At 72.4% G+C, this 17,716-nt stretch carries 14 protein-coding genes; 7 read left to right on the plus strand and 7 right to left on the minus strand.

The window, feature by feature from the left end; all coding sequences use genetic code 11:
* Positions 1-460: 460 nt before the first annotated feature.
* The 4 genes from ABD324_RS23060 to gmd are packed head-to-tail and all read left to right on the plus strand — an operon-like array spanning position 461 to position 5,197.
* On the plus strand, positions 461-1,954 hold the full coding sequence (locus ABD324_RS23060) for a sugar transferase (RefSeq protein ID WP_344420739.1): 1,494 nt from the start codon (positions 461-463) through the stop codon (positions 1,952-1,954).
* Positions 1,951-3,255, plus strand: a complete 1,305-nt coding sequence (locus ABD324_RS23065; RefSeq protein WP_344420742.1) for a glycosyltransferase — start codon at positions 1,951-1,953, stop codon at positions 3,253-3,255. Before ABD324_RS23060 ends, ABD324_RS23065 begins: the two co-directional genes overlap by 4 nt.
* Positions 3,255-4,214, plus strand: coding sequence for a GDP-L-fucose synthase family protein (locus ABD324_RS23070; protein WP_344420745.1), 960 nt, complete (start codon positions 3,255-3,257; stop codon positions 4,212-4,214). Before ABD324_RS23065 ends, ABD324_RS23070 begins: the two co-directional genes overlap by 1 nt.
* A complete protein-coding gene (gene gmd, locus ABD324_RS23075; RefSeq protein ID WP_344420747.1) occupies positions 4,211-5,197 on the plus strand; it encodes a GDP-mannose 4,6-dehydratase in 987 nt (328 codons plus the stop codon). The genes ABD324_RS23070 and gmd overlap by 4 nt, the downstream gene beginning before the upstream one ends.
* A 35-nt stretch (positions 5,198-5,232) precedes the next feature.
* Here gmd and ABD324_RS23080 read toward each other — a convergent pair whose 3' ends face one another.
* The 4 genes from ABD324_RS23080 to ABD324_RS23095 all read right to left on the minus strand — a co-directional run bounded on the left by ABD324_RS23080 (position 5,233) and on the right by ABD324_RS23095 (position 11,120).
* Positions 5,233-6,972: a glycosyl hydrolase family 28-related protein gene (locus ABD324_RS23080; RefSeq protein ID WP_344420750.1), complete on the minus strand. Its 1,740-nt coding sequence runs from the start codon at positions 6,970-6,972 to the stop codon at positions 5,233-5,235.
* An 11-nt stretch (positions 6,973-6,983) separates the two neighbouring features.
* Complete coding sequence (locus ABD324_RS23085; RefSeq protein WP_344420753.1) at positions 6,984-8,597, minus strand: tyrosine-protein kinase domain-containing protein; 1,614 nt, start codon at positions 8,595-8,597, stop codon at positions 6,984-6,986.
* Positions 8,584-9,849 (minus strand): hypothetical protein, encoded by a 1,266-nt coding sequence (locus ABD324_RS23090; RefSeq protein ID WP_344420756.1) that lies wholly within the window; start codon positions 9,847-9,849, stop codon positions 8,584-8,586. Before ABD324_RS23090 ends, ABD324_RS23085 begins: the two co-directional genes overlap by 14 nt.
* A gap of 176 nt (positions 9,850-10,025) precedes the next feature.
* Positions 10,026-11,120 carry a glycosyltransferase gene (locus tag ABD324_RS23095; protein ID WP_344420759.1) on the minus strand — a complete coding sequence of 365 codons (1,095 nt, stop codon included), beginning with the start codon at positions 11,118-11,120 and terminating at the stop codon, positions 10,026-10,028.
* Positions 11,121-11,223: 103 nt separating this feature from the next.
* On the opposite strand from ABD324_RS23095, the gene ABD324_RS23100 reads away from it, so the two are divergent.
* The gene (locus tag ABD324_RS23100) at positions 11,224-12,513 is read left to right on the plus strand and encodes a lipopolysaccharide biosynthesis protein (protein ID WP_344420762.1); all 1,290 of its coding nucleotides are present in this window, start codon (positions 11,224-11,226) and stop codon (positions 12,511-12,513) included.
* 291 nt (positions 12,514-12,804) lie between these two features.
* On the opposite strand, the gene ABD324_RS23105 is transcribed toward ABD324_RS23100, so the two are convergent.
* Entirely contained in the window at positions 12,805-14,313 is a 1,509-nt protein-coding gene (locus ABD324_RS23105) for a right-handed parallel beta-helix repeat-containing protein (protein ID WP_344420764.1), read from the minus strand.
* 210 nt (positions 14,314-14,523) lie between these two features.
* Between ABD324_RS23105 and ABD324_RS23110 the strand changes: the two genes are divergently transcribed.
* Positions 14,524-15,240 (plus strand): FkbM family methyltransferase, encoded by a 717-nt coding sequence (locus ABD324_RS23110; protein WP_344420767.1) that lies wholly within the window; start codon positions 14,524-14,526, stop codon positions 15,238-15,240.
* 7 nt (positions 15,241-15,247) lie between these two features.
* Here the strand turns inward: ABD324_RS23110 and ABD324_RS23115 are convergent, their stop codons facing one another.
* Positions 15,248-15,952 carry an acyltransferase gene (locus ABD324_RS23115; RefSeq protein WP_344420770.1) on the minus strand — a complete coding sequence of 235 codons (705 nt, stop codon included), beginning with the start codon at positions 15,950-15,952 and terminating at the stop codon, positions 15,248-15,250.
* A 95-nt stretch (positions 15,953-16,047) separates the two neighbouring features.
* Here ABD324_RS23115 and ABD324_RS23120 point away from each other — a divergent pair, with 95 nt between their 5' ends.
* Complete coding sequence (locus tag ABD324_RS23120) at positions 16,048-16,707, plus strand: PIG-L deacetylase family protein (protein ID WP_425565884.1); 660 nt, start codon at positions 16,048-16,050, stop codon at positions 16,705-16,707.
* On the opposite strand, the gene ABD324_RS23125 is transcribed toward ABD324_RS23120, so the two are convergent.
* The gene (locus tag ABD324_RS23125) at positions 16,698-17,603 is read right to left on the minus strand and encodes an NAD-dependent epimerase/dehydratase family protein (RefSeq protein WP_344420773.1); all 906 of its coding nucleotides are present in this window, start codon (positions 17,601-17,603) and stop codon (positions 16,698-16,700) included. The two genes, ABD324_RS23120 and ABD324_RS23125, sit on opposite strands and share 10 nt — an antisense overlap.
* Positions 17,604-17,716: the final 113 nt, after the last annotated feature.

Here is a 17,716-nt window from a genome sequence, read left to right on the forward strand (position 1 = left end):
CGAACCGGGTCGGTGCGACGCGGCGCTGCTGCGCGACCCACGGTTACGTCGTGTACCGGTGGAAATGGTGTTACAGCCGGAGTGGTCAGGGGAAGTCGCCGGCCCGGACGAGTCGGGTGGCCTCGCCCACGTTCCACTACGGAGAGTGTCCAATTGACCTCTCAGAGAAGGAATTCCCGTCGGTGAACGCCGGCGAGGGCCTTGCGTGACCGACTCCACACTAGACTGATCGGGTTGCACTTCCACCTCGGGATTGTTCCCAAAATGGGCCCATTCTAGGGTCCATATCTACGCAGAGTGAGTACTCCACTCAGAGTAGAGCCTATGAGTTCCCCCGGAGGGGCTAACGTCGGGACGGAGAGCGACGAACTCTGCTTCGAAGGGCTCGTCTCGTCGACGCAGGTCGCGAACGCGCCAAACGACTACTCTATGTGATGCACCCGAAGTGATGGGGGCCAAGATGTCGCAGTCGATCCTGCCGCTCGCCGACGGTGATCCGGGTTCCGAGGGAACCGCGGGTCCTCCGTCGGCAGGGGCGCGGTCCGACCTGACTCCGTCGACCGCGCACCAGATCCGTCGGGTGCCGGACCGGATCGAGCCCGTGGTGCGCCCCTGGGCGGGCCTGGGCTCGATCGGCTCGATGAAGGCCTGGATGGTCCTGCTGCCCGTCGACGCCGTCGCGCTCGCCGCACCCGCGCTCTGGGTGCCCGCGCACTTCAAGGGACTGCTCGCGTGGGCGGCGCTGTCGCTGGTACTGCTGTTCATGGGCGGCTGCTACCGGCCCCGGCTGCACGTCAGCGTCCTCGACGAGCTCCCGGCCCTGCTCGGGCGGGTACTGACGGCGGCCGCCGTGATCGCCACGATCTTCGCGCTCTGGCACGACCAGGACGAGGTCATGGTGTTCCTCGGCACCGGCATCGTCGGGATCGGACTCCTCGTCGTGGGCCGAATGATCACCAGCTCCGTGATCCTCACGGCACGCCGCCGGCGCATCGTCTGCCACCGCACCGTGGTGGTCGGGGGCGGTGTCGAGGCGGCCGAGCTCATGCTCCTGCTCGACCGCTATCCCCAGTACGGCCTCTTCCCGGTCGGGTACGTCGGCCCGACGGCCGGGCCGGCCGCGGTCGCGGCGTCCCGGCTGGGCGGGCTCGACGACCTCGACAGGGTCGTCCGGTCCACCTCGTCCGACGTCATCCTCGTCGCGGACGGGGAGCACCCCGAGTCCGCCCTGCTCGACGCCCTGCGCAGCCCGGCCCTGGCCCACTGCGACCTCATGCAGGTCCCGCGGATGCACCAGTTCTGCCGCCAGTCCGGTGCGGACGACCACATCGGATCCATCCCGATCGTCCGGATCCACCGACCGCGGCTGCGCGGTCCGGCACGGGTGGTGAAGCGCGGCGCCGACATCCTCGTCAGCGGTGTGGTCCTGCTCGTCCTGGCGCCGCTGCTCACGTTGTGCGCGATCGCGGTCCGCCTCGAGGGCGGTCCCGGGGTGCTCTTCCGGCAGGAGCGGGTGGGCCGGGACGGCAAGCTCTTCACCTGTCTGAAGTTCCGGTCGATGCGGCCTGCCACCGCCGAGGAGTCCGCCACCAACTGGTCCATCGCCGCGGACTCGCGGGTGGGCCGGGTCGGCAAGGTGCTCCGGCGGACCGGGCTCGACGAGCTCCCGCAGCTGTGGAACATCCTCGTCGGCGACATGACGCTCATCGGGCCGCGGCCCGAGCGCCCGCACTTCGTCATGAAGTTCTCCGAGGAGTTCCCGACCTACCGGCACCGGCACCGGGTGCGGGCGGGGCTCACCGGCCTCGCCCAGGTCTCCGGTCTGCGGGGCGACACCCCGATCGCGGACCGGGCACGGTTCGACAACTACTACATCGAGAACTGGTCGCTGTGGCTCGACTTCAAGATTCTGCTCCGGACGTTCTCCGAGGTCTTCCTGGCCCGCGGCCGATGACCGAGGCCCCGCGCGCCGAACCGGGCCGACCGCTGTCCGTGCTCGTCCTCGGCATGCACTACGCACCCGAGTCCACCGGGAACGCCCCCTACACGACCGGGATGGCCCGCGGCCTGGCCGCCGCCGGACACAGTGTCCGCGTCGTCACCGGCTACCCGCACTATCCACAGTGGCGGGTCGCCGAGGGCTACGGCGGGCTCCGGATGCACGAGCTCGACGGCGACGTCGCGCTGACCCGGGTCCGCCATCCCGTCCCGGCGCAGCCCACCGCCGTCCGCCGGATCCTGATGGACGCGGCGTTCACCGTGCATGCGGCCGCGGTGCGCGGCCCGCGCCCGGACGTCGTGATCGCCGTGAGCCCGGTGCTGCTGACGGTCGCCGCAGGCCTGACCTGGCGTTCGCCCGGACGGACCGCGCTCGGTGTCGTGATCCAGGACCTCTACAGCCGCGCGCTGGTCGAGACCGGGATGGCCTCCGGGCGGGCCGCCCTCGGGGCGGCGGCGCTGGAGGGCGCCCTGTTGCGGCGGGCGGACGGTGTGGCCGTCGTCCACGAGAACTTCGTCCGCAACCTCGAGGGGCTCGGCGTCGACACCGGGAAGGTCTCGGTGATCCGCAACTGGTCGCACGTGGAGCGCTCGCGCACCGACCGGGCCGCGACGCGGGCACGCCTCGGCTGGGGCGCGGACGAGATCATCGCGCTGCACGCCGGGAACATGGGGGCGAAGCAGGGCCTCGAGAACGTCGTCGCGGCCGCGCGCCGGGCGGACGCCGAGGGCTCCCCCGTGCGCTTCGTGCTGCTGGGCGACGGCAACCGGAGGACACAGCTGGAGGCCGCCGCTCGGGGCGTGGAGCGGCTGTCGTTCCTCGACCCGTTGCCGGACGGCGAGTTCGAGGCGGCTCTCGCCGCTGCGGACGTGCTGGTCCTCAACGAGGCGGAGTCGGTGGCCGAGATGTCGGTCCCCAGCAAGCTGACGTCGTACTTCGTGTCGGGCCGGCCGGTCGTCGCCGCGACGGACCGGCGCAGCGCCGCCGCCGCCGAGATCGACCGCTCCGGTGCGGGGGTCCGGGTCGACACCGGTGCTCCGGACGCGCTGCACCGTGCCATTGCCGAGCTCGGGGCCGACGCCGGGCGCTGCTCGGCACTGGGCGCGCTCGGTGTGGTCTATGCGGACCAGAACCTTACTGCTAACGCAGCAGCCGCCGCGTACGATTCCTGGATCGTCGGCCTCGCGGCCGGGCGGACCCGGCGGGGTCGCTCTCCGCAGGTGGGCGCACGTTCGATGTCGAGACGAGGAGTTTGATGCCGAGTCATCGCGGGCCCTTGCCGCGACACGCCACGGTCTACGTCGCCGGCCACCACGGCCTGGTCGGATCCGCGATCGTGCGGCACCTGCGGGCCCAGGGGTTCGCGAACATCGTCGGCGCCCGCTCCGGCGAGGTCGACCTGCGTGACCCGGCTGCCGTCCGGGCCTGGTTCGACCGGACGAGGCCCGACGTCGTCGTCGACGCCGCCGCGCGGGTCGGCGGGATCCTCGCCAACTCCCGGGAGCCGGTCGAGTTCCTCTCCGACAACCTGCGCATGCAGCTCAACCTCATCGACACCGCGCACGCCTTCGACGTCGAGCACCTGCTGTTCCTCGGCTCCAGCTGCATCTACCCGAAGTTCGCCGAGCAACCGATCCGGGAGGACTCGCTGCTCACCGGGGCGCTGGAGGAGACCAACGACGCCTACGCGATCGCCAAGATCGCCGGGATCATGCAGGTCGACTCCTACCGCCGCGAGTACGGCCGGCGCTGGATCTCGGCGATGCCGACGAACCTCTACGGGCCCGGGGACAACTTCGACCTCCAGAAGTCCCACGTCCTGCCCGCCCTGATCCGCAAGTTCCACGACGCCACCGTCGCCGGCGCCGACGAGGTCGTCGTCTGGGGCACGGGGACCCCGCGGCGCGAGTTCCTCCACACCGACGACCTCGCCTCGGCGTGCCTGTTCCTGCTGGAGAACTACGACGAACCCGGCCCGATCAACGTCGGCTGCGGCGAGGACCTGGAGATCGGCGAGCTCGCCCGCATCGTCGCCGACACCGTCGGCTACCGCGGCGGCATCGTCTTCGACACGTCCAAACCGGACGGAACACCCCGCAAGCTCCTGGACGTCTCGCGGCTCACCGGCCTCGGCTGGAAGCCCACGATCTCCGTCCGAGACGGCATCGCCACCACCTACCGCTGGTACCTGGACAACGAGGACGACATCCGATGAGCGAGACCAAACGTGCGTTGATCACGGGGATCACCGGGCAGGACGGCTCCTACCTCGCCGAGCTGCTGCTGGAGAAGGGCTACGAGGTCCACGGCATCATCCGCCGCGCCTCCACCTTCAACACCCACCGCATCGACCACCTCTACCAGGACCCCCACGACCCGGACGCGCGGCTGTTCCTGCACTACGGAGACCTCACCGACGCCTCGCGCCTGGTCACCTTGATCGCCAAGGTCGCGCCGCAGGAGGTCTACCACCTGGCCGCGCAGTCGCACGTGCGGGTGTCGTTCGACGAACCCGAGTACACCGGCAACACCACCGGTGTCGGCACCACCCGGCTCCTCGAAGCGATCCGCATGGCCGGCATCGACACCCGCTTCTACCAGGCCAGCTCGTCGGAGATGTTCGGGGCGACCCCGCCCCCGCAGAACGAGGACACCCCCTTCTACCCTCGCTCCCCCTACGGCGCGGCGAAGGTCTACGGGTACTGGATCGCGCGGAACTACCGCGAGGCCCACGACATGTACGCCGTCAACGGCATCCTGTTCAACCACGAGAGCCCCCGCCGCGGCGAGACCTTCGTGACCCGCAAGATCGCCCGCGCCGCGGCACGCATCAAGTTGGGCATCGACACCGACGTCTACCTCGGCAACCTCGACGCGGTCCGGGACTGGGGCTACGCGCCCGAGTACGTCGAGGGGATGTGGCGGATGCTGCAGGCCGACGAGCCGACGGACTACGTCCTCGCGACGGGGACCGCCTACACCGTGCGGGACTTCGTGCGGTTCTGCTTCGACCACGTCGGGCTCGACTGGCAGGAGCACGTCAAGTTCGACCGGACCTACCTGCGCCCCACCGAGGTCGACTCGCTGATCGGCGATGCCACCAAGGCCCAGGAGATCCTCGGCTGGAAGGCGCAGGTCCTCCCCCCGGAGCTCGCCTCCATCATGACCCAGGCCGAGCTCGACGCACACCGCGGCTGACGGCAGGGGCCCCGGGGAGGACCCGGGGCCTGCCGTCAGAACCCGACGCCGTTCAGGGTGTTCCCGGTGATGACCGTGCCGCGGTCGTCGTAGATCCGGAAGACGTCCTGCGGCGCGGTGACCGCGGCGGCGGTGATCCGGTTGTCCGTGATCCGCCCGCCCGCCACCCCCTCGAACAGCACCGGGAGCACCGGGGCGCCGCAGAGGAAGCGGTTGCCCTCCACCCGGACCGTCGACGGGGTCGCCGGCGCACGTCCGCCCGGCGTGGTGGCCGTACCGCCGGCCAGGGCGTCGACCACGAAGATCCGTTCGGTGTTCACGGAGGCGTCGAAGTCGTTGTCGGTGACGAGGACGTCGGCCGAGCCGCTGATGATCTGCACGTGGGAGTGGTCCCGCAGCCCGCACTCGCGGAAGGTGTTGCCGCGCACGACGGTTCCGGTCGAGTAGTCCTCGACGTGCACCGCTTCCAGGGCGTACCCGCTGAAGCCGTTGCCCTCGATCACCGCCCGGTCGACATGGGCCAGGCCGACGCCGAACCCGTCCGGCGACTCCGTGCCCGAGAAGGTGCTGCCGACGACCCGGACACCACTGGTCGTGCCGTTGGGGCTGTTGAACTCGAGGGCGGTGTTGCGGTTGAGGGCGAAGGTGCAGCGCTCGACGGTGATGTCCGAGGTGGCCGCCGTGGACTCGTTGGTCTGCAGGAGGCCGTAGACCGTCGTGGTGATCACCGAGTCGGTGATCTGCAGGCCCGAGCTGCGCTCCTGGTCGCCGACGCGGATGCCGTGGCAGGTCGTGTCCGGGTACACGTCCATGTTCCCGACGAGCATGGAGCGCGACAGCGTGAGGTTCGTGAACGCACCGAGCCCGACCAGCACCGCATCGAAGGAACCGTTGCGGCGCAACGTGATCCCGTCGACCACGATGTCGTTGCCGGCGACGGCGAGCAAGGTCGCGAACCCGCCGCCCACCCCGCTCCCGAGGTCGAGGAAGGACCGGCCGGGGTCGCCGGCGAGGGTGACGCCGGACCGGGGGCTCAACGGGGCGCCGTCGATCCGGTAGTTCCCGGCCGGGAAGTAGAGCGTGCCGCCGGTGCGGCCGAGAGCGTCGAGGGCGGCGCGGATCCTCGCGTCGTCGCCGGCGCTGCCGTCGCCCACCGCGCCGTGGTCCCGGACGACGTCGACCACCGGCAGCCTCGTCAGCGCCGCGGATCCCGTGGGCGCGGACGGTGTGACCGACGGGCCCGGCGCGGCGCCGGCGAGTGACCGGGCCAGCACACCGGTGACCCCCGTCCCGGCCGCCACCAGCAGCCCGATCCCGAGCAGGGCCCGCCTGCCGATCCCGCGCCGGTCCCCCGCCGGTGCCGGGTTCTTCGGGGTCGCTCGGCCGCGACCTCGGTCCAGGAACACGAACAGGCTCACGCATCCCACCACGGTTGCCAGGGCCGCAACCGGCCAGTCCGCCTGCCCCGGCTGCCAGGAGGAGATCCTCCAGGCCAGGACGCCGCCCACGGCGGCGAGCAACAGTACCCCCGGCCAGGTCCTCCGGGCGCCCAGGAGCCCCGCGACGCCGCCGACGGCGGCGAGCGCGACGGCCGTCACGGCGTCCCCGAGATCCGACTCACCGCGCAGGACCCCGACCGGCCACCACAGCGGCAACGGGACACCGCCGACCACCAACCCGGTCACGCTCGTCGCCAGCATCCCGGCCCCCGCCATCACGGCGGCGGCCACGACCCCGGCGACAACGGCGTACCGGCGCGAGACCGTGCCGCTCACGGAGAATCAGGCTACGAACGCCGCGAACGGGATCGGTAGGACTTGCCGCCCGCTCCCGCGGAGACCGGGGTCCCACCGGCGGGCCGCTTCTTCGGCGCCGGCTCCTTTCGGGGCTCCGGGTCGACGGCCCGCTCCGCCACTGCCGGCTCCACCACTGCTGCCGGCTCCACCACGGCCGGCTCCACCACGGCTGTCTCCACCGCGGCCGGCGCGACGGGCTCCTCCTCCGGGAGGTAGGCGTCCCCGTAGCTGGTCCACGGCGACCCCGAGCTCTTCGGCACCCGGGTGAGGACCGTCCCGACGATCGGCAGCGAGGCCGAGCGGAGGAAGCCGTTGGCCGCCGCGATGTCCCGCTGGCTCGTGCCGCCCCAGCGCACGACGAGCAGGACGGCGTCGGCGTGGGCGGCGAGGTTCGCCGCATCGGCGACGGGCAGGACGGGTGGCGTGTCGAGGATGACGAAGTCGTAGCGCTCCCGCAGCGCCCGCAGGAGATCGGCCGCGCTCCGTGAGGACAGCAGCTCGTTGGGCCGGGGAACGGTGCGGCCGCTGGCGAGGACGTCGAAACCCACGCTCCGCTGGACGGCGTCGTCGAGGGCGACCTTGCCGGCGAGCACGCCGGTCAGCCCGACCGACGGCTCCAGGCCGAGGTAGTCCGCGGCCTTCGGCCGCCGCAGGTCGGCGTCCACGAGGATCACCCGGGCCCCGACGGCGGCCAGCGCCCCCGCGAGGCTGCACGCCGTGACGGTCTTGCCGTCCGCGGGCAGCGCGCTCGTCACGACCAGCATGCGGACGTCGCCGTCCACGTTCGCGAACTCCAGGTTGGTCCGGATGCGCCGGTACGCCTCGGCCCGCACGACCGCGTCCGGGGTCGGGCCGGCCGGCATGGCCACGGCCAGGGCGAGCTCGCGGGGAGCGGACTCGGCGGCATCGGGGACGAGTCCGAGCACGGCGGCATCGGTGATCTCCTCGAGCAGCTCGGCCGACCGGACGGAACGGTCGAGGGAGCGCCGGACGATCGCGGCCCCGATCCCCACCACGAGACCGACCACGGCGCCGATCACCAGGTTCAGCGCCAGCTTCGGGGACGCGGCGTCGGCCGGGGCGGTGGCCGGCTGCACGACCTCGGCACGCAGCACCGGGGTCGCGGACGCATCCGCGGTGCCGCCGGGCTGCGGCGTCTCGAGCTGGTCGACGAGACGGGTGAACGACCCCGTGACCTCGGAGGCGATCCGCTGAGCACCCGCGGCCGACCCGTCGCGCACCGTCAGGGTGAACAGCACCGTGTCCGTGACGGAGCTGGTGGTGATCTTCCCCTGGACCTCGTCGGGCGACAGGCCGAGCGCCGGGGCGGCGTCGGACGCGACCCGGGGCCCGGCGAGGATCTCCTGGTAGGTCTTGACCCGGTCCTTGGCCAGCTGGGCGCCCTGGTAGGAGTCCGAGAAGGACGACTGGCCCGCCGAGGTGGTGCCCTGGCCGTCCGCGGCGACGAAGAAGGTCACCGAGGACTCGTAGGTCCTCGGCAGCAGCAGGGTCACCACGGCCGCCAGCAGCAGACCCGCCACGAGGCAGGCCGCCACGAGGCGGGCGTTCTCCCGGAGGACGGTCAGATAGTCACGAGCGTTCACGAAGGTCCTCACGCAGAAATCGAGAGCGTGCCGCTGGGCGGCGGATCGGGGGGACGGGAAGCAGCGGCCGCTCCGGAGGGGCGGGATCCGCCCGGCGCAGTTCCCACACGAGCAGCACCATGCCGAAGGCCCAGGTCGAGTCCAGCGGCGGCTGGGACAGCAGCAGGGTCAGGAAGACGACGTAGATCGGGGCGTCGCCGTACGCGCCACGGTGCCGCCACATCACGACGACCGGCACGAGCAGTGCCGCGGTGATCAGCAGGACGAACGGCAGACCGTCGACCGAGATGTCCGAGATCAGGTTGATCCCGGACTGGGCCTCCGTCGGTGGCGCTCCGAGCGGTGTCTCGGTCAGCGCACGGATTCCGGCTTCGGTCGCCAGCTGGCGTTCGCCGAGGGAGGTGGCGTTCTGGGTCGACTTGGTCGCCACCCCGAAGACCGGGGCCTCCAGGGCCGCCCAGGCGGCGAGCCCGACCACCGCCAGGCCGCCGAGCTGGCGCAGGTAGTTGCGCAGCGAGATCCCGCCGCGGGCGCGGAGGAACCGGTGGTAGGCCCAGACGACCAGGAACACGCCGAACCCGGCCGTCGACAGGGTCCCGACGAGCCCCAGGAGCAGCGCGATCTTGAACCAGCGCGACCTGAGGCCGACCATGTCCGTCATGAAGTAGGCCATGGCGCAGTACATGGCCATCCAGCCGGGTTCGCGGCCGAGCCCGGTGAACCGCGGGTAGACCGTGCCGAGCACGGCGTACGAGCTCTGTGACGGGGTGAAGGGGAAGTACAGCGGTTCGGGGTACCCCCGGATCGGGATCGCCCCGATCGCCGCCGATCCCGGTCCGGCGACCAGCCAGACGAGGAAGGTCACCGCCCACGAGGCGGACAGCAGCACCAGCAGCAGGACCACCGCGCGGCCAACCATCCGCCGGCGGCGAGGGTCCTGGCAGACGATGGCCAGTGCACCCAGCGCGGCACAGGTCAGGACCAGACCCTGCAGGGGGTACTGGAACGTCCGGCCGGGTACGACGCCGGCGGCCTGGATCAGCAGCCAGACGTACCCGGCCGTGACGCAGCCGAGCACGATCGCGATCGGGATCGCGCCGCGGTCCGGTCCGAGGCGACGACGCAGACCGCCCTCCGTGCCCGCCACCGCGAGCACCGCCGCCACCGCGAAGCCGGCGAAGCCGAGCAGCGACAGCGACTCACCCAGGATGTTGGGCCGGACGAAGGGCAGCGACGCGACCAGCACGACCACCGACGCGACGGAACAGAACCGCCTGGCACGACGGCCACGGTCGTCCTGCGGGCCCACGGGTCGCGAGGGGACGTGCGTGCGCACGGCCCCGTACCCCCGGCTGCCTTCCACGTCCGTGACGTCGCTCCTTCCCGGTAAAACGTTGCACCACCCGGCCCAGGACCGGTCACCGCCGGTCAGCCCAACAGGGCCCGCGTGAAGTCCGCCGTACCGATCCGCGGGGCGGCGGCCCCGCAGGCCCGCACGAACCGCTCCCGGTCGCGCACCAGCTCCCTCACCCCGGCCGCGACACCCTCCTCGGTCATGTGGACCGCCAGCCCGGTCCCGGTGTCCCCGACGACCCTGGCGAGCCAGCCGCCGTGCGGGACCAGGCAGGGGGTGCCGACGAGGCAGGCCTCGGCGACGATGCCGCTGGGCGCGTCGTTGTCGTAGAGGACGGCCAGGACGTCGACGCCACGCAGGCAGGCCTCGAACTCGGCGTCGTCGAGCATGCCGTCGCGGACGACGAGTCGTCCGGCGGCGGCCAGGTCGCGGGCCAGCGGGTCGTGCGCGAGGTGACGGCGCACGTCGGGCTCCAGGCGCCCGGCCACGACGACCACCGCCGCCGGCACCCGCGCCGCCGCCGCAACGAGCAGCGGCACGTTCTTGCGGGCCGAGATCACGCCGAGGACCCCGATCGTCACACCGTCGGTTCCCCGGGCGGGCAGCCAGTCCGGCGTCCCCGGGTCGGGACGCTCGGTGCGCACCGGGTCACGGACCGGCCGGGCCCGGTAGCCACGGCGGTGGCGCACCACGCCGAACGCGTCGGTCAGGAACAGCATCTCCACCCGCCGGACCAGCGAGAGGGCCGCGACCAGGACCGGTTTGGCCAGGGTCGCCGGGCGGAGGCGCTCGGGCCCGTCGACCGTCGTCGTCCGCATCACGAGCACCCGGACCCGCGGCCCCCGGCGCACCAGCGCGGGCAGCAGCCGCAGCAGGGGAACGAGATGGAAGTCACCGTCCGGGAGGACGAGCAGGTCCGCGGACCGCCGCGCGGCGACCTCGACCGCGACCGGCACCGCGCCGCGCCGGTCCACCTGCGCCTCGTCCAGGACCTCGACCTCGACACCGAGATCGCCCAGCAGGACACGGAACTCGTCGGACTCGACCACCCGCCGGGTGGTGAGGACGACGACGTCCGCCCCTGCCACCTGGACCAGATGGCGGACGTAGTGGAGGTGATGACCCAGGAACTCGACCTCGAGCACGCAGACGGTCGATCCGTTCGACACGGGCGCAGCATAGTCACGGGACCTGTCACGATCGGACGGTCCGGAACGACATCCCCGCCGAACGGGTGGCGACGTCCACTCGATGAGGAGGACCGGAACTTCCATGGCGGGGTCTGCGCGCGGGGGCACGCTGTCGGTGCTGCTCGGACGGCTGGGCGGGGTGGCCGGCTCGTTGGTGCTCGGCCAGCTGTTCGTCGGCCTGACCTACATCGTCGCGGCACGCGGGCTCACACCTGCCGAGCTCGGCGTCATCGCCACCTGCACCGCCATCGGCACCATCGCGTGCACCGTGTTCGACGCCGGGCTCAACAACCTCCTCGTCCGGGAGGTGGCGGCGGGGGATCTCACGGCGCTCGACGCCCGCGCGTACGTGCGGACGAAGCGGCGACTGCTGCCCGTGATGCTCGTCCCGACCGTGGTCGCCTGCCTGCTGATCGAGTCGAACCATGTGACCGGGGCCCTGCTGGGCCTGCTGGGTGCGGCGGTGTGGGAGGCGCAGACGGCCAACTCGCTGCTCCGGGCCGGGCACCGCTTCGGCCCCGCGGCGACCAGCCAGATCGTCGGGCGGGGCGTCGGCCTGGTCCTGGTCCTCGTGCTGGTGCTGATCGGCGCACCCGAGCTGGGCCTCGTCATCGGCCTGCTGGCCTCGTTCGCGCTCGAGGCGGCGATCGACCGGGTGCTGCTGGGAGCACCCGGCACACCGGCTCGGACGCAGCGCGAGGCCCTGCCGCTGTACCGGGAGGGGATCGGCTACGGCCTGATCTCCCTCGCCGCCACGTCCCAGCAGCTGGACACGCCGCTGGTCGCACTCGGCGGCGGGGCCGCGTCGGCAGGTCTGTACGCCGCCGCCGGCCGGCTCATCAACCCGCTGTCCTTCTTCGCGAACGCCCTCGGCCTCGTGGGCTCGCCGTGGCTCGCCGACGCCCGGCGCGATCCGGAGCGGCTGCTCGCGGAGGAGCGCCGGTTCCTGCGCATCTCCGCGGTCCTCTGCCTCGCGCCGCTCGTCGCCGCCGCGGTCGGCCCGTTCGTCATCCCGTTCCTGCTGGGCGAGGCCTACAGGACGTCCGCGGCGGTGTTCGTGGTCCTCGCGTTGGGGTCGGCCGTCGCCTCGATGAACCAGCCGCTCGGGATCGTGGCGCAGAACCGGGGGCGGCAGCGCACGGTGGCGCTCGCCGTCGGGATCGGGGTCGGGATCGGCCTCCTGGCCACCTACGCGCTGGGCGCGTGGGGCGGAGCGGTCTGGGCGGCGGTCGGTTTCCTGGTCAGCCAGGCCTACATCCTCGTCCACCTGTGGCTGGTGGTCCGGGGGCTCCGCCGGGACGGCGCGCCTAGCTCGCCCGGTTCAGCGGCCCACCCGCCCGCCCGTCCCGCGGACGCGAAGCACCGGCGGTGAGCTCCTCGTCCGACCGCCGCAGGCGGCGGAGGACGAAACCCAGCAGGAGCCCGAGCAGCACGGACGCGGCCACCCAGATCCCGATCCAGAGTACGACGGTCATGGTTGGTTCCCCTGTCGGATTCCTACGAGGGTGCGCTCTTCGGCCCGATGTCGCATCCCCCGGTCCGGGTACCCCCGACCGGCCGACCATCACCCTCCGTACGCCCGTCTGGTCTGATCCGGTGGAGTCGTCGCCTGATACGACGGCTCACGGCGGTCCGGCTGACGACGCTCGGCGGCTGCCCGGGGTCAGGCCAGCGTCACGACGGTGTTGCCGCTCTCCGTGACCCCCGTGGCACCGTAGTTCCCGACGGTCCGCGCGGTGGGCCGCAGGCGGAACGTGTTGCCCGTGATGGTCACGTTCGTCACGGTCGGGTGGTTCCCGCCCGGCCCGACCCAGACGCAGTCGATCCGGTTGCCGTTGCCCGAGGTGTCGAAGGTGTTCCCCGTGACGGTGATGTCGTGCGAGGCGTCGGCCACCCAGACGTGGGACGCCCAGTCCAGCCCCGCGGTGAACGAGTTGCGGAAGATGTTGTCCGCCACCGTGACGAACGCGGAGCGGTCCTCGATGTGCACGGGCTCGTAGGCGTAGCCGTCGAACGTGTTGCCCTGGATGCGGGCGTTCTGGACGTTCGCCAGCCCGACACCGAAGCCGGCGCCTATCCGGTCCGCCCGGTTCGCCGAGAACGTCGACCCCGTGACCGTGATGTCGACCATGCGCCCGTTGGGGGCGTTGAACTCGAGATCGTCGAGGACGTTGCCGGTGAAGGTCGAGCGGTCGACGGTGAACCCGTCCGTGGTGGTGCGGACCCCACTGTCCTGGAAGAGCCCGTAGTCCGTGTTCCGGATCGTGGAGCCGAGCATCTTCGCGTTGCCGAGGGCACCCCAGATGGCGATGCCGTGGAAGGTCTGGCCCGAGAAGACGTCGCGGCGACCGTCGATCACCACGCCGTCCATGGTGAAGCCGCGCGATCCGTAGAGGTTGATCATGACTCCGTAGACGCCCGTCCGCCGGGCGAGCGTGAGGTCCTGGAGGGTCACGTCGTCGCCGGTCACCCCGAACATCTGCCGGAAGGACGTGATCTTGTCGGCGTCGAGGCCCAGCGTGGCCCCCGGGGTCGTCCCACGGATCGTGACGGCCGTGGCGAGTGTGATCCCCGGTGTGGCGTCCGTGGTGAGGATCCGGCAGTTGCCGGACACCGTCACGACGCCGTGCTTGGCGCTCATGTCGGTGATCGCGGCCTGCAGGGCGTCACGGTCGTTCGCGACGCCGTCGCACTTCGCCCCGTAGGCGCGGATGTCCGCGGTGGCGGCGTTCGGGTCCCGTACCGGTGGGGTGACGACCGGCGGGGCGTCAGGGGTCGGGGCGGTACCGGTCGGGGCCGTACCGGTCGGCGCCGGGCCGGAGGTCGGTTTGCCGGGTGCGGGACTGGTGGGTACGGGACTGCCGGGTACGGGCGTTCCCGCGGTGGGCGCGGCGGCAGCCGCCCGCGCGCGCTCGGCTGCCCGTCGCCAGTCCCTGACCGTGCCCCTCGCCGAACCGCTGGCGGCCACCCGGACCTCGGGGCCCGCGGCCGGAGCGACCTCCGGGACGGAGGGGGCTCGCATCCGGTGGCTCTGGGCGCTCAGGGTCGTGTCGACCTGTTCACCCGGGCCGGGGGCGGAGCCCAGCAGCCCGAGAGCCACCGCGACGACGGCAACGACGGAGGCACCTGCGGCGAGCGGCGGCAGGGCGGAACGACGGCGTGGGGAGCGCACGAGCCGAGAAGCTAAGCGGCGTCGCGTTCCGGCGGCGGAAATCTGAGGACGGAGGTTGCCTTTCGACGCCGACCGGTCCGTGCTCCGCGCCGGAGTGCGGTGCTGGAACGCCGACCGGGTGATCGATGGGCCGAACGGGTCAAGCATGGTCTCAGAAAGGTCACGTCGCGTCACCGTAACCGCGACCTAGATCATCACGAGGGAGTACAGGTGAATCTTCGCGAGCAGGTCCGGCAGCGGTTCGAAGCGGTCGGCCTCGAACTGGCCCGCCACCCCCTGCACCCGGTGGTCAAGGGGCTGCGGCACGAAGGTGTCGACACGGTCGTCGACGTGGGCGCGAACAGCGGGCAGTACGGCGCCAACCTCCGCAGGCTCGGCTTCACCGGCCGGATCGTGTCGTTCGAACCCGTGGCCGAGGCCTGCGCCGCGGCCCGCCGGAGGTCCGCCAAGGACGCCCGGTGGTCGGTGCAGCAGCTCGCGCTGGGGGCGGAACCGGCCCGGGTGGAGATCCACGTCGCGGCGAACGGGGCGGCCTCCTCCTCCGTCCTGCGGATGCTGCCCGCGCACGAGGATGCCGCCCCCGAGGCGAAGGTCGTGCGCAGCGAGGACGTGGAGCAGCAGCCCCTGGACGAGGTGTGGGACCAGCACGTCGGAGCGGGCGGACGAGCCTTCCTCAAGATCGACGTGCAGGGCTACGAGCGCCACGTCCTCGACGGAGCGACCAGGGTCCTGGCGGACGGGCTCGTCGCCGGCCTGCAGCTGGAGCTGTCGTACGTCGCGCTCTACGAGGGTGGCTGGAACCAGGCCGAGGCCCTCGCCTGGGCGGACGGCCACGGCTTCGAGCTCTTCCGCATCCTGCCCGGCTTCTCCGACGCCGCGACAGGACGCATGCTGCAGGCCGACGGGATCTTCTTCCGCCGGGCCTGACGCCCGCTCAGCGCGCGGACACGGCCGGGAGCGGCGGGGCGCCGACCTCGTCGGCCGCCGGATCCCACACGACGTCCCGCTTCACCACCCGCGCGGGCGAGCCGGCGAGCAGGCAGTTCTCCTCGTCGAAGCGGCCGGTGACCACACTGTTCGCCGCGACCACGCAGCCCCGCGGGATCCTCGCGCCCTTGAGGACGAGCGACCGGTTGCCGATCCACACGTGGTCGCCGATCTCCACGGGCAGGGTGCTCGGGCGCTGCTCCCCCGCGACCACCAGGGTGTGGAAGTCGTCGTCGAGGATCTGCACGTCCCAGGCGATCGCGCAGTCCGCGCCCACCGTGATGCCGATGCTGGCGATCAGCAGGGACCGCGGGGAGAAGTAGGTCCCGGCGCCGATGGTGACCGTCGCCCCCGGGCCGACGTCCCAGCGCGCACCCTTCCCGATCTCGGCGCCGCCGCGGAACTCGAGCCGGCCACGCACCCGCAGCAGGCCGTCCATCCGGGCGTCCGTGAACCCGTAGTCCCGGGTGCCGAGCTTGACCAGGCCGGCGGCGGAGATCCGGCCGGCGCCCGCGATGCGGAAGCCCGGGGAGACGATCATCGGCCGGACGCCCCGCGCGGCGGCCAGTGCCGTGCGCGGCAGCGAGGCCCGGTAGGGCCCGGCGAGCAGCCCGGCGACGCGCCGCAGGGCCGCGGCTCGGTTCGCTTCCATGCTGACAGGGTCCCCCGGGGGGGCCCGGCCGTTACAGCACGGAGGCGCACCCGACACCATGATCGGACCGACGGCCACTCAGGAGGGACCCCACGATGATGCGGCTCGTGCAGCCCGAGGCCCTGGACGAGATCGCGGTGCTCGGCGCGCACTGCGACGACATCGGGATCGGCGCCGGCGGCACCCTGCTGAGCCTGTGCCGTTCCCGGCCCGGCCTGCGGGTCCGGGCGGTCGTGCTCTGCGGTGGCGATCCGGTGCGGCAGCGTGAGGAGCGGGCGGCCCTCGCCGCGTTCTCCCCCGGGGCGGACCTGGAGATGACGTTCCTCGACATCCCGGACGGCCGGTTGCCGGCGAGCTGGGAGCGGGCGAAGGAGGCCCTGGAGTCCTTCCGCCTGACCTGCGAGCCCGATCTCGTGCTCGCCACCGCCCAGCACGACAACCACCAGGACCACCGGGGTCTCGCGAGACTGGTCCCGACGGTCTTCCGCGACCACCTGGTCCTCGGTTACGAGATCGTCAAGGCCGAGCCCGACCTCGCCCAGCCGACGGTGTTCTGGCCGCTCACCGCCGAGGTCGTCGCGGACAAGATCGCCCTGCTCCACGCGCACTACCCGTCCCAGACGGCCCGGCCGTGGTTCGACGAGGAGACCTTCCGCGGGCTCCTGCGCATCCGCGGCGTGCAGTCCGGGAACCGGTACGCGGAGGGCTTCCACCCCACCAGGATGCTGTTCTCCGGTCCCGCCGCTCAGGACTGACGCGCTCGGTAGAACTCCACGGTCCGCCGGAGCCCCTCGGCGAGCTCCACGCGGGCACGCCACCCCAGGTCGGCGGCGGCGGCGCGGGGGTCGGCGCGCAGGGTGCCGTCGAGCGGGCGGGCCGGCGCGGCGCCGAAACGGGGCACGGTGCCGTTGCCGACGATCCCCGCCACCTGCTCCACGACCCCGCGGATGGTGGTGGCGACCCCGGTCCCGACGTCGAACGAGCGCCCCTCGACCCCCGGCGCGACGGCGGCGGCCAGGACGGCGTCGGCCACGTCGTCGACGTAGACCCAGTCGACCTCCCGGGTGCCCGCCGTGAGCTCCGGTGGCGTCCCGGCGAGCAGGGCGAGGACCGAGTAGGGCAGCACCTTGCGCTCGTCGGGCTGCGCCGGCCCGTAGACCATCGCGATCCGCAGGTCGACCGTCGGTACGCCGAAGAGCGCGGTGAACATCCGGGCGTACCCGGCGGCGGCCCACTTGCTCGCCGCGTAGGGCGAGGTCGGGACCGGCGCCGGCACCTCCGGGGCGGGCGCCTCGAGGGACCCGGCGAGCACCACCCGCGCGCCCGTCCCCATGGCGGCGGTCAGGACGGCGAGGCTCGCCTGCAGGTTCGCCGTGAACGTGTCCGCGATCATGGCCTCGGTCCGCGCGGCGGAGGTCTGGGCGGCGAGATGCAGGATGGCCTCCGGGGCGGCCCCCGCGACCAGTCGGCGCACGGCGGCGGTGTCCGTCAGATCGGCCCGCCACGCCTGCACACCCTTCTCGGGCGGCAGCTCACGCCGGGACACGACGTGCACCAGGGCCTCCTCCCGGACCAGCCGGGCGACCACGGCCCGTCCGACGAATCCCGTTGACCCGGTGACCAGGACCCGACGCCCTCGCAAATCGGCCATATCGACCAACGCTCTCCTCTGGGTGCGCTACCGCCCGCTCACGGGACTCCGTTCGGTGACCTGCCCGTGACCTGCGACAGCACCGTAACGCGAGCCCCGATCCCGGCGAACGA

It is taken from the genome of Pseudonocardia ailaonensis, from assembly GCF_039531635.1.
Taxonomy (GTDB): Bacteria; Actinomycetota; Actinomycetes; order Mycobacteriales; family Pseudonocardiaceae; genus Pseudonocardia; species Pseudonocardia ailaonensis.

Excerpts from the sequence above, each read along its gene's own strand:
- ABD324_RS23060 (WP_344420739.1), top strand. The coding sequence starts at position 461 with ATGTCGCAGTCGATCCTGCCGCTCGCCGACGGTGATCCGGGTTCCGAG.
- ABD324_RS23065 (WP_344420742.1), top strand. The coding sequence starts at position 1,951 with ATGACCGAGGCCCCGCGCGCCGAACCGGGCCGACCGCTGTCCGTGCTC.
- ABD324_RS23070 (WP_344420745.1), top strand. The coding sequence starts at position 3,255 with ATGCCGAGTCATCGCGGGCCCTTGCCGCGACACGCCACGGTCTACGTC.
- gmd (WP_344420747.1), top strand. The coding sequence starts at position 4,211 with ATGAGCGAGACCAAACGTGCGTTGATCACGGGGATCACCGGGCAGGAC.
- ABD324_RS23100 (WP_344420762.1), top strand. The coding sequence starts at position 11,224 with ATGGCGGGGTCTGCGCGCGGGGGCACGCTGTCGGTGCTGCTCGGACGG.
- ABD324_RS23115 (WP_344420770.1), bottom strand. The coding sequence starts at position 15,952 with ATGGAAGCGAACCGAGCCGCGGCCCTGCGGCGCGTCGCCGGGCTGCTC.
- ABD324_RS23120 (WP_425565884.1), top strand. The coding sequence starts at position 16,048 with ATGATGCGGCTCGTGCAGCCCGAGGCCCTGGACGAGATCGCGGTGCTC.
- ABD324_RS23125 (WP_344420773.1), bottom strand. The coding sequence starts at position 17,603 with ATGGCCGATTTGCGAGGGCGTCGGGTCCTGGTCACCGGGTCAACGGGA.